This window comes from Deinococcus pimensis DSM 21231 (genome assembly GCF_000519345.1).
GTDB lineage: Bacteria > Deinococcota > Deinococci > Deinococcales > Deinococcaceae > Deinococcus_A > Deinococcus_A pimensis.
The window spans coordinates 345,587-355,946 of sequence record NZ_KI912633.1 but is presented as its reverse complement, the minus strand read 5'-3'; the positions used below and the strand labels follow the sequence as shown (position 1 = coordinate 355,946).

The window sequence follows — 10,360 nt, the reverse complement described above, 5'->3', positions numbered from 1 at the left end:
CGTCCGCGTACGACCAGCCGTCACGCGAGGGGTACTTCACCGCCCACAGCGCCAGCCGCGCGAGGTCCGTCTCGCGGTAGACGCGCGCCACGCCCTCACGGGTGAGGCGGCCCCATCCGCCGAACGCCCTGACGAACGCGAGGAAGTGCAGCAGGTGCGTGCCCGTGCGAGCCACGAGCGGCAGCGCGTCCCACGCGGCGCGGCGCGCGGCGAGATCGCCGAGCTTCGCGACCGCCGCGAGCGCCACGAGCGCCGGGTCCGCCTTCGGCGCGCGGTTCCCCGTCACGACGTCCACGACGAGCTCCACGGCCCGCAGGCCGTGCTCGCGCGCGAAGGTGGCGACGAACTCCGTCTCCAGCTTCGTGTGCGCGTGCTCGCCGACGTAGTACGTGCCGCCCTCCGTGCCGAGGATCAGGAAGCGCAGGAAGCGCGTCTCGCCCGTGACCTCGAACACGAACCCGCCCGCGTGGTTGCGGACCTGGTCGTGACGGCCCGGCAGCCGCTCGCGCTGATGAGCGTGCCGGGGGGAGACGGCCTTGAGGTAGTTCTTCATCGGTGGCCCTCCTCTCGGGGCGGTTCCACCCACGGCACAAGGCGTGGACGGACGAAAAGACGCCGGGAAGCAGGTGGAGTGCACCCGCTTCCCGGCAGGGAGACGGTGGTGGGGCGGGCCGGACTCGAACCGGCGACACGGCCATTAAGAAGTGGTAACCCTCAGGCTTCGGCCCACGGGGCAAGGTGCGCCGAGGGGATTTCCTGCTCTACCAGCTGAGCTACCGCCCCACGTGGAGCAGGCCGGAGGACTCGCACCTCCATCTCCGGCGTGGCACGCCGGCGTCCTGCGGTTGGACGAGACCCGCGAAGAGCGCTCCGGACGAGGCGTGACCGACGGATGGTCTGTACCTTGGACAAAGGGGTAACCGTCGGTCTTCGGCCCGGAGCGGGGGAACGCGAGAAGTCTACCGGGCCGCGCGCGGCGGCACATGCGGGCAAAGGCGTAGCGGGCATCTAAGCCTTCGGGCGGGGCGCGGGCACGCCACGTCCCCTTCGGGGCTCATCCGTCCCGTCCCCCGCGCGCTAGACTCGGGCCGGGCCGACCTGTCGCGTTGGCCTGGCCCGTCGTGTCACGCGGCGGCCGAGAAGGAGCCACCACCATGACCACCCAGGAACCGCGCCCGCAGGGCTTCGACCGCCGTTACGACGTGCAGGGCCTCGACGCGATCGACGTCGCCGTCCTCGACACCTTCGCCCACGTCCGCGAGGACGACCCCGCCCTGTACCCCGGCGACCCCATCGAGATCGTCATCAGCACGGACGAGTTCAGCCCCGTGTGCCCGTGGAGCGGCCTCCCGGACTTCGGACGGCTGGAGATCCGCTACGTGCCGCGCGAGAAGTGCGTGGAGCTCAAGAGCCTGAAGTACTACCTGACGAGCTACCGCTTCGTCGGCATCTACCACGAGCACGCCACGCGGCGCGTCCTGTCGGACCTCGTGCGGCTGCTGGAGCCCGAACGCCTCACCATCACCTGCGACTACGGCGTGCGCGGCGGCATCAACACGGTCGTGACGGCGAAGTACACCGCCCCGGACGCCTGACCGTGCCCTGGAAACTGACGACGGAGTTCACGTTCGACTCCGCGCACACCATCACCGGCTACGACGGCCCCTGCGGCCGCCTCCACGGCCACACCTACCGCGTCCGTCTCGAACTCCAGTCCGACCGCCTCCGCCCCAGCGCCCACCTCAAGAGAGCCATCATGGTCGCCGACTTCCGCACCCTCAAGTGGGCCAAGAAGGACGTCACCCACGGCGGCCTCGACCACACCTTCCTCAACGACCACCCCGACCTCGGCGACGACACCACCGCCGAGGTCATCGCCGCCTACCTCCACCGAGAGACCCTGCGCCGTGTCCGCACCGACCTCCCCGAAGGCGACGACGGAAGCGACCTCAGGCTCAAGGTCACCGTCTGGGAAACCCCCGACAGTGCCTGCGAGTACTGGGAATGAAACTCCCCGTCCACGAGCACTTCTACACCTGGCAGGGCGAGGGCGTCCATTTAGGGCGCGCCGCCTACTTCGTGCGTCTGTACGGCTGCCCGCAGGCCTGCCCCTGGTGTGACAGTGCCGCCACCTGGCACAAGGCCTACCGCCCCGACCACGTCAAGCTCATGACCCCACAAGAGATCACGGCGCTCGTGCAGCAAGGCAGTCCCGACGGCGCGGTCGTCGTGATCACCGGCGGTGAACCGATCCTGTTCGACCTCACCGACCTCGTGGACGACCTGCACGCGCTCGGCCGCAAGGTGCACCTCGAAACCAGCGGCATCGCCCCGTTGCGTGGCGAGATCGACTGGGTGACCCTGTCGCCCAAGCCCTTCGGCACCCACCCCCTGAGGGAGATCGTGGCGCGCGCCGACGAGGTCAAGATCATCGTGCATGACCCGGAGGACATTCCCGCCGGGCTCGCGACCCTCACCGGCCTGCGTGACGACGCCGTGATCTGGCTGCACCCCGAGTGGAGCCGGGCCCGAGAGCGCGACATCACTGTGCTGAACGCCATCACGCAGGCCGTCAAAGAGAACCCGCGTCTGCGCGCCGGGTACCAGATGCACAAGCTCTACCGCGCCGACGACCTCGACGCGCACAGCGACAAACGCCTCGTCCCCCTCGGGGGCAACCTGGAACTGGGGTACTGACATGACCGACACGAACAACGGCGGCAAGCGCGCGGTGGTGCTGCTCTCCGGCGGGCTGGACAGCAGCACCGTCCTCGCCATCGCCACACGCGACGGGTACGACGTGACCGCCCTGTCCTTCCGCTACGGGCAACGGCACACCGTGGAACTGGAGCGCGCCGCGCGCATCGCCGAGCGGTTCGGCGCGGCGCACCGGATCGTGGACGTGAACATCAGCCTGTGGGGCGGGAGCGCCCTGACGGACGAGACCATGGCGGTGCCCACCGCGGGGACGGAGGACGGGGTGATCCCGCCGACGTACGTGCCGGGACGCAACACGGTGTTCATCGCGGTGGCCCTCTCGCTCGCGGAGGCCATCAGCGCGGAGGCGATCTTCCTGGGCATCAACGCGGTGGATTACAGCGGCTACCCGGACTGCCGCCCGGAGTACCTGGAGGCGTTCCAGCGGCTCGCGGACCTGGCGACGAAGGCGGGGCTGGAGGGTCGGGGCGCGCGGCTGGTGGCGCCGCTCGTGAGTCTGAGCAAGACGGACATCGTGCGGACCGCGCTGGAGTTGGGGGTGCCGGTGCTGGAGACGTGGTCGTGCTATCAGGGCGGCGAGGAGCCGTGCGGGGTGTGCGACTCGTGCCGCATCCGCGACCGGGCCCTCGTGGAGGCCGGGCATCCGGAGCTCGCCACCCCCAAGGGCCGCGAACTCCTCGGCGTCTGACGCGGCGGCCCGGCGGAGGACCGCCACGCCTCCGCGGCGCCCACCCCGACATCCTGACGTCACGGCCCGCCGGGTAGCGTGCGTCCCATGACCGAACGACACGCACGAACGTGGCGCCGCGCGGCGCGTCCCCTGACCCTTCTCGCCGGACTCCTCGCCGGGGCCGCCCACGCGGCGAGTCTCGAAGGTTCCGTCCACACGCCCGGACGGCACGACGTGCGCGGCACGTGGGTCGTCGTGTGCGACCTCGACGCGCGCGGCGACTGCGTCCAGGGCACGCAGGTCACGCAGAGCATCACCCGTCAGGACGGCGGCAGCGCCTGGTTCCGCTTCGACGACGCGCCCGCCTCGCCGCGCGGCGTGGTCGCGTGGAAGGACGTGAACGGCAACGGCACGCTCGACCGGGGCGACCTGTACGGGGCGTACACCATCGACGGCCTGACGCCCGCACGCGTGAGCGCGCCCTACCGGGCCGCCGTGATCTGGATGCGCGAACAGGACGGCGTGCCAGACCCCTTCCGCACGGGCGCGGCGAGCCTCGCGCCGAACGTGGCGGCGAAAGCGGCCCCGCTCGTGGGCGACCTGGGAACGCAGGCACGCGGGGACGGCCTGCTGAGCGGCACCGTGATCGCGCCGCTCGGGTACGACGTGCGCGGCGTCATCGTCCTCGCGTGCCGTTTCGGCACCGACGACTGCTCCGCAGCCACCCAGATCAAGCTGAGCGGACGCTCGTCACGCTGGAGGGTGGACGGACTCGCCGACGAGGGCTACTCGCTCGTCGGGTGGGCCGACATCAACGGCAACGGCGAGGTGGACGGCCCCGACCTGCTCGGCACGTACCTGAACTCCGCGCGCGACGGCCTGCAGCTCGTGAAGCCCGGCGCGGGCAACATCACGCTGTCGCTCGCGCCTTCGGGCGAACTCGCCACGCGGGGCGCGCCCAGCCCGAAGCGTCCGCCCGCGCCGGACACGATCTTCAAGTCCACCGCCGTGAAGGCCGTCGCGGGGCGCTGGACGACCCAGAACCGCGTCAAACGGCTCACGCAGGGCTTCACGACGTCCGTGGGTTTCGGCGTGGCGGGCGCGCAGGCCGGATGGGACTGGACGCCCACGCAGCTCAGGCAGGACGTGGACCTCCTCGTCCGCGAGGACGGCTCGTTCCGCTCCGTCACGTTCACGCAGGACTTCCAGAGCGAGAACTGCGCGACCCTCACGACGGTGGAACGCGTCGGGAAGGTCAGCGTGACGGGCGCGAAGCTCACCTTCCACGTGACGCGCGGCGCCTACCGCGAGATCGATACCTGCCAGCCGAGCTTCGACCGCTGGGGGACGCTGGGCGCCTCCACGGAGACGCAGCTCGTGGGCCTGCAGGGCAAGGAGCTCGTCCTGCGGTCCGGCGGGACGGGCGGCGACCTCTTCTTCAGGCGGAACTGAACACCGGACGACCGAAGGGGCGGGCGCACCAGCGCGCCCGCCCCTTCAGTCGTCGAACGGCAGCAGGTCCGGCGGCGACGTGAGGTCGATCGTGCCCGCCTGCCCGGACGGGCCGCCCGACCCCGCGAGCAGGAACACGGCCAGCGAGACCAGCCCGATGAACGCGGCGGTGCCCAGAACGATCCACACGACGCTCAGACGAACGCACCTCCTCCCAGCAGGACGGCGAGTTCGGCGCGTGTCAGCGCCTCCAGCGCCCGGAGACGCTCCGAGAAGGACATGGCCTGCTGGTTCAGGACCGCCCTCTCGAGGTCCGCGTCGAGCTGCTGAAGGCGGACCCAGAGCTGGCCGAGGGTCTCGTCGCTGAGGTGGTCCTGCTGGATCGCGTGGTGCCAGGCCCGCACCAGCAGGTCCCGGATCGCTTTTTCCGGCGTGGGGTCGGTGTTCATACGCGGAGTATGCGCGGGCGGGCATGACGACCGGGTGACGGCGCCGCCGGTCGTTCCGGGACCGAACATCCTGCCGTCATGCTCCCACGTCTACCCTGCGGTCGTCAGGACGGAACGTCCGTCGGGAAGGAGCACGACATGATCGAGGTGTACGCGGGAGACAGTCTGGAGAACCCGGTGACGGGCGAGCACGGGTACGTGGTGGAGGCGCCGAGCGACGAGAACGGACGCCGTCTGGTGGTGGACATTCTCGTGCGGCCCGGCGGGGCCGTGGCGGGCGCACACGTCCACCCGAGCATCGACGAGACGTTCACGGTGCTGCGCGGGAAGGTGGGGCTGCTCGTGGGCGAGCGGCGCGGCATCGCGCCCGTCGGCGAGCGGGTCCACTGCCCGGCGGGGACGGTGCACGACTGGTGGAACGCGGGCGACGAGGACGCCCTCATCCGCGTGGAGATCACGCCGGGCGACCGCTTCCTGGAGATGGTCGCGAACCTGTTCGGCCTCGCGCAGGACGGCAGGACGAACGCGAAGGGCATGCCGAACCTGTTCCAGCTCGTGCTGTTCGGTCAGGAGTTCCAGGACGTGCTGACCTTCACGAGCCCGCCGAGGTGGGTGCTGGTCGCGGTGGGCGCGGTGGTCTCCCCCATCGCGCGGCTGCTGGGCTACCGGGGGAGCTACCCGCACTACGCCACGCGGATCCGGCGTGGGGCGCGGCCCGACGAGCGTCCCGCCCGGGCGTCCTGATCTATCGTCCGCGCGCGAGGGGCGCCCCTCGCGCGCGGACGACGACGCCACGGCAGCTCTGCGTTCGCCGCGCCGGACGGTCCCGGACGTGAACGCCACCGCAAGACGGGGCCCTTGTCCGGCCCGGGGCGGCGAACGTAGGGTGAATCGGAAAAACCGCAAGTTCCGCCGGTTCAGCCTGGGTTCCGCCGCCATTCCACGCGCGCCCCGGGAGCGTCCCCCCGTGTCCCGCCCGCGCGCCCGGGCGAAAGGAGCGTCACATGACCGACGTCCGCCGAACCCCGCCCCTCCCGGCCCTCCCCGGCCTGCTCGGCGTTCTCGCCCTCACGCTCGGCGCGTGCGGGGTCACCCCGCAGGACACCTCGCCGGGCTCCGTGACCGTCACGCCGCAGGGCAGCCTGGGGATCAGGAACGCGGACCCCAGCGTCATCCGCGTCGGCAGCACGTACTACTCCGTGGAATCCGACGGCAACAACATCTACTCCCGCTCGGCGGGCAGCGTGGACGGCCTCGCGGGCGCCGCGCGCACCCTCATCTGGTCCGCGCCGAGGAACCTGCCGAACGTCTGGGCGCCCGAACTCGTCCGCGATCCCGGCACGGGCCGCTACTACGTGTACTTCGCGTCCGGTGACGGCGGCGCGGGGCAGCGCATGTACGCCACCGACTCGGCCAGTCCCGGCAGCGGGTACGGCAGCCCGCAGCTCATGAACCTGCCCGACGGCAAGTGGGCGATCGACGGCGCCTCGTTCTTCTTCAACAACCAGCGGTACTTCGTGTGGTCCGGCTGGGCCGGGGACACGAACGTCGAGCAGAACCTCTACGTCGCCCGCATGTCCAGCCCGACCGCCACGACCGGCGCGCGGTACGTCATCTCGCAGCCGCGCGAGTCGTGGGAGCGGGTGGTCGGCAACCCCTTCATCAACGAGGCGCCCGAGCCGATCCGGGACCCGAACGGTCAGCTTCACGTGGTGTACTCGGCCAACGGCAGCTGGAGCGAACAGTACTGCCTCGCGGACCTGAGGCTGCGGGCGGGCGGCGACCCGACGTACGTGTGGGACTGGTACAAGTCCAACGGCTGCCTGTTCGGCTCGAACCGCTCCACCCTGATGAGCGGCTGGGACCCGACGCTGTACGTGAACGGCCCCGGCCATCACAGTTTCGTGCTGCTGAATGGCGACATCGGCACGAGCCCCCCGGCGGGCTCGAAGTTCCCCCTGGCGTACCACGCGGTGCCCAAGGGCACGACGTACTCGTGGAGCAACCGCACGTGGTACTCGGGATCGTTCATGTGGTGGGGGAACACCACGTACTCGCGCGCGGGCGTGCCGGGCGCCACGACGGACACCGGCTACGGCCTCAAGTTCTTCGAGTGAGCCGCGAGGAGGCGTCATGAGGGTCCTGTTCATCGGCGGTACCGGCATCATCAGCTCGGCCTGCACGCGCCTCGCGCTGGAGCGCGGCTTCGAGGTGTACCTGCTCAACCGGGGCCGGACGAGCGCCCGTCCCGTTCCCGAGGGCGCGCGGGTGCTGCGCGGCGACATCCGCGACGCGGAGTCCGCGCGGGCGGCGCTGGGCGACCTGAGCTTCGACGCGGTCGTGAACTGGGTGGCGTTCACGCCCGAGCACGTCGAGACGGATCTCGCGCTGTTCCGGGGGCGCACACGGCAGTACGTGTTCATCAGTTCCGCCTCCGCGTACCAGACGCCCCCGGCGCGGCTTCCGATCGTGGAGTCCACGCCGCTCGTCAATCCCTTCTGGGGGTACTCGCGGGACAAGATCGCCTGCGAGGACCGGCTCGTGCGCGCCCACCGCGAGGAGGACTTTCCCGTCACGATCGTCCGGCCCTCGCACACGTACGACGAGACGCTCCTGCCGATGGACGGCGGGTACACCGTCGTGAACCGGATGCGGCAGGGGCGGCCCGTGATCGTGCACGGCGACGGCACGTCCCTGTGGACGCTGACGCACCACCGGGACTTCGCGCTGGGCCTCGTGGGGCTGCTGGGCAACCCGCTCGTCCTGGGGGACGTCTTCCACATCACCTCGGACGAGTGGCTCACGTGGAACCAGATCTTCGCGATCGTCGGGGAGGCGGCGGGCGTCACGCCCGACGTGGTGCACGTGCCGAGCGAGGTCATCGCGTCCTTCGACCCCGCGTGGGGCGAGGGGCTGCTGGGCGACAAGGCGCACAGCATGATCTTCGACAATGCCAAGATCAGGCGGGCCGTGCCGGACTTCACCGCGACGATCCCGTTCTCCCGGGGCGCGCGGGAGGTGATGGCGTGGTACGACGCGGACCCCGCGCGGCGCACCGTGGACGGGGCGCTCGACCGGACCATGGACGCCATCGTCGAGGCGTACGCGCCCGCGCGGGCGCGCCGTCCGGGGTGAGGGTCGGCGGCCCGACCGGAGCCGCGGGAGGGGGAGCTCCACCGGGGCGGGCCGCGCGCATGGGGGTGCGTGGCGCCTCATGGAACGAGCCCGCCCCGTCAGGCGGGGCGGGCTCGTGCGGGATGGTCAGCGGGTGGCGGCGTCGGCGTCCACGAGACCCTGACCGAACTTCTGACGGTCACCCACGGCCTGCGCGGTGGACTTGAGCTGATCGCGGATCTCGTTGGGCGTCCACGTGGGGTGCACGCTCTTGACGAGCGCCGCGACGGCCGCGACGTGCGGGCTCGCCATGGACGTCCCGGCGAGGAACCCGTACCAGGGGGTGCCGTCCGTGTCGATGATCGAGGAGAGGATCAGGTACGGCGCGTCGCACGTGTTCGGGTAGCCGGGGCCGCAGTCGCCGCCGGGAGCGGAGACGTCGGTGGAGGCGCCGTAGTTCGAGTAGAACGCCAGCACGTCCGAGCCGGGCTGGGCGGTGTACTGGCCGTTCACGATCCGCAGGTCGTTCGAGCCGGTCGCGGAGACCGACACGACGCCCGGCAGGTCGGACGGGATGTGCGCGACCGTGCCGTTGGAGTTCTCGGCGGAGTTGCCCGCCGACGCGACGATGAGGGTGCCCTTCTTCGTGGCGTAGCGCGCGACGCGGTTCCACGCGAGGTACGAGGCGTTGTCGTCCTTGTTGGAGCGGTCGAGGGCGCTGCCGAGGCTCATGTTGACGACCGCGTAGCCCTTGTTGGCCGCGTCCATGATGGCCGCGAAGATCGGGCCATCGAAGCCGCCGACACGGTCGGCCACCTTGCCGTCCGCACCGACGAGGCGGTAGCGGTCGAAGACCTTGTACGCGGCGATGCCGACGCCCGGCGCGAGCCCCACGATGCCGCCCCCGCCGAACTTGCCGGCGACGGTGCCCGCCACGTGCGTGCCGTGGTCCTCGTACGTGACCTCGTTCGCGGGAACGGTGACGCAGCTGTCCTTGGAGGAATCGAAGTCGGGCGTCTTGGTGAAGTCGATCAGTCGGCTGTAGACGGGGTAGCTCTCGTTGCCGTTCACGTCGGCTTCACGGCAGTAGTTGGTGCCGACACGGTCCACGACCTGCCCGACGAGGTCGGGGTGGGTGTCCATCACGCCCACGTCGAGGACCGCGACGGTGACCTTGCGCTGCGCTTCGAGCGGGATGCGGCTCCACACGACGGGGCCATTCATGCGGCGCATGTCCCACTGGTAGCTGTAGAAGCGGTCCGCCTTGGTGGGCGCGCCGATCGTCTCGGTCTGCGCGTCCGTGGCGGACAGCCGGGCGGTCTTCAAGTCGGGCAGGCTGTAGAGATGCTCGGGGCCGACGGCGAGGACGGCGCTGTCCTTGGCGAGCTTCGCGGCGAAGGCGGCGTTGCCGCTCGCGATGAGGACGCCCGCGCCTCCGAGCTGACGACCGACCTTGCCCCCGGCGGCCTTGACGCGTTCGGCGGCGCCGGCGGGAAGCTGTTCGTTCCGGAACACCACGACGTAGTTGCGGTTGGCGGCCACGCTACTGCCGAGGGCGCTCACGGCGCCGGCGTCACCCGTGGCTGCCTGCGGGGCGGCAGTCTGCTGGCAACCGGCGAGGATGAGGGCTGAGGTGAGGCCGAGAAGAAGCTTTTTCATCCGTCCTGCTTTCCCGCGCGCACGCGCGTCGTCGTTCCTCGAGGGAGGCGAGCGTCGCGGCGCGAATTCACGCGCCGTCACGGCGTCCCCGGGACGACTGTTCGTCTTTGTACGAATCGCGATGAGTCTATTGAACGAATATTTATCCGTCAAGCGGCGACCGCGCCAGGAGTGCAGGCGAATTCATCACACTTCACATGAGGGGCCCGGCAGGACCCGACCGAGCGCCCGCGCGAGGGCGAGCGCGTCGAAGGGCGCGTGCGCGCCGACGTCGTTGTCGAAGTAGACGTACACGTCG

The 10,360-nt window shown here is 70.7% G+C and carries 11 protein-coding genes, 2 tRNA genes and 1 pseudogene; 8 read left to right on the top strand and 6 right to left on the bottom strand.

All coding sequences use genetic code 11. The features are described 5' to 3' along the window. The 3 genes and pseudogenes from DEIPI_RS29065 to DEIPI_RS0106540 all read right to left on the bottom strand — a co-directional run. Positions 1 to 553, bottom strand: a pseudogene (locus DEIPI_RS29065) (TROVE domain-containing protein); the annotation flags it as partial. A gap of 106 nt (positions 554 to 659) precedes the next feature. Further along, positions 660 to 783 (bottom strand) — tRNA-OTHER (locus DEIPI_RS37495). A 3-nt stretch (positions 784 to 786) separates the two neighbouring features. Beyond that, positions 787 to 860, bottom strand: a tRNA-Gly gene (locus tag DEIPI_RS0106540). A 294-nt stretch (positions 861 to 1,154) separates the two neighbouring features. Between DEIPI_RS0106540 and queF the strand changes: the two genes are divergently transcribed. The 5 genes from queF (at position 1,155) to DEIPI_RS0106515 (ending at position 4,840) form a co-directional block, all read left to right on the top strand. After that, positions 1,155 to 1,595, top strand: coding sequence for a preQ(1) synthase (gene queF, locus DEIPI_RS0106535; protein WP_027481257.1), 441 nt, complete (start codon positions 1,155 to 1,157; stop codon positions 1,593 to 1,595). 2 nt (positions 1,596 to 1,597) lie between these two features. Continuing rightward, on the top strand, positions 1,598 to 2,008 hold the full coding sequence (locus DEIPI_RS0106530; RefSeq protein ID WP_027481256.1) for a 6-pyruvoyl trahydropterin synthase family protein: 411 nt from the start codon (positions 1,598 to 1,600) through the stop codon (positions 2,006 to 2,008). Further along, the gene (locus DEIPI_RS0106525; RefSeq protein WP_027481255.1) at positions 2,005 to 2,697 is read left to right on the top strand and encodes a 7-carboxy-7-deazaguanine synthase QueE; all 693 of its coding nucleotides are present in this window, start codon (positions 2,005 to 2,007) and stop codon (positions 2,695 to 2,697) included. Before DEIPI_RS0106530 ends, DEIPI_RS0106525 begins: the two co-directional genes overlap by 4 nt. Position 2,698: 1 nt before the next feature. Then, complete coding sequence (queC, locus tag DEIPI_RS0106520; protein ID WP_027481254.1) at positions 2,699 to 3,406, top strand: 7-cyano-7-deazaguanine synthase QueC; 708 nt, start codon at positions 2,699 to 2,701, stop codon at positions 3,404 to 3,406. Between the two features lie 87 nt (positions 3,407 to 3,493). Next, positions 3,494 to 4,840, top strand: coding sequence for a hypothetical protein (locus DEIPI_RS0106515; RefSeq protein ID WP_027481253.1), 1,347 nt, complete (start codon positions 3,494 to 3,496; stop codon positions 4,838 to 4,840). A 45-nt stretch (positions 4,841 to 4,885) separates the two neighbouring features. Here DEIPI_RS0106515 and DEIPI_RS37490 read toward each other — a convergent pair whose 3' ends face one another. Both DEIPI_RS37490 and DEIPI_RS0106505 read right to left on the bottom strand, forming a co-directional pair. Further along, a complete protein-coding gene (locus DEIPI_RS37490; protein ID WP_157463502.1) occupies positions 4,886 to 5,029 on the bottom strand; it encodes a hypothetical protein in 144 nt (47 codons plus the stop codon). 5 nt (positions 5,030 to 5,034) lie between these two features. Then, positions 5,035 to 5,289 carry a hypothetical protein gene (locus DEIPI_RS0106505; protein ID WP_027481252.1) on the bottom strand — a complete coding sequence of 85 codons (255 nt, stop codon included), beginning with the start codon at positions 5,287 to 5,289 and terminating at the stop codon, positions 5,035 to 5,037. Positions 5,290 to 5,367: 78 nt separating this feature from the next. On the opposite strand from DEIPI_RS0106505, the gene DEIPI_RS29060 reads away from it, so the two are divergent. The 3 genes from DEIPI_RS29060 (at position 5,368) to DEIPI_RS29055 (ending at position 8,424) form a co-directional block, all read left to right on the top strand. Then, positions 5,368 to 6,033: a cupin domain-containing protein gene (locus DEIPI_RS29060; RefSeq protein WP_211238253.1), complete on the top strand. Its 666-nt coding sequence runs from the start codon at positions 5,368 to 5,370 to the stop codon at positions 6,031 to 6,033. A gap of 260 nt (positions 6,034 to 6,293) precedes the next feature. Then, positions 6,294 to 7,406 carry a glycoside hydrolase family 43 protein gene (locus DEIPI_RS0106495; protein WP_027481251.1) on the top strand — a complete coding sequence of 371 codons (1,113 nt, stop codon included), beginning with the start codon at positions 6,294 to 6,296 and terminating at the stop codon, positions 7,404 to 7,406. Positions 7,407 to 7,422: 16 nt separating this feature from the next. Beyond that, complete coding sequence (locus tag DEIPI_RS29055; RefSeq protein ID WP_045233735.1) at positions 7,423 to 8,424, top strand: SDR family oxidoreductase; 1,002 nt, start codon at positions 7,423 to 7,425, stop codon at positions 8,422 to 8,424. A 126-nt stretch (positions 8,425 to 8,550) separates the two neighbouring features. On the opposite strand, the gene DEIPI_RS0106485 is transcribed toward DEIPI_RS29055, so the two are convergent. Next, positions 8,551 to 10,062: a S8 family serine peptidase gene (locus DEIPI_RS0106485; protein ID WP_027481250.1), complete on the bottom strand. Its 1,512-nt coding sequence runs from the start codon at positions 10,060 to 10,062 to the stop codon at positions 8,551 to 8,553. Between the last annotated feature and the right edge of the window lie 298 nt (positions 10,063 to 10,360).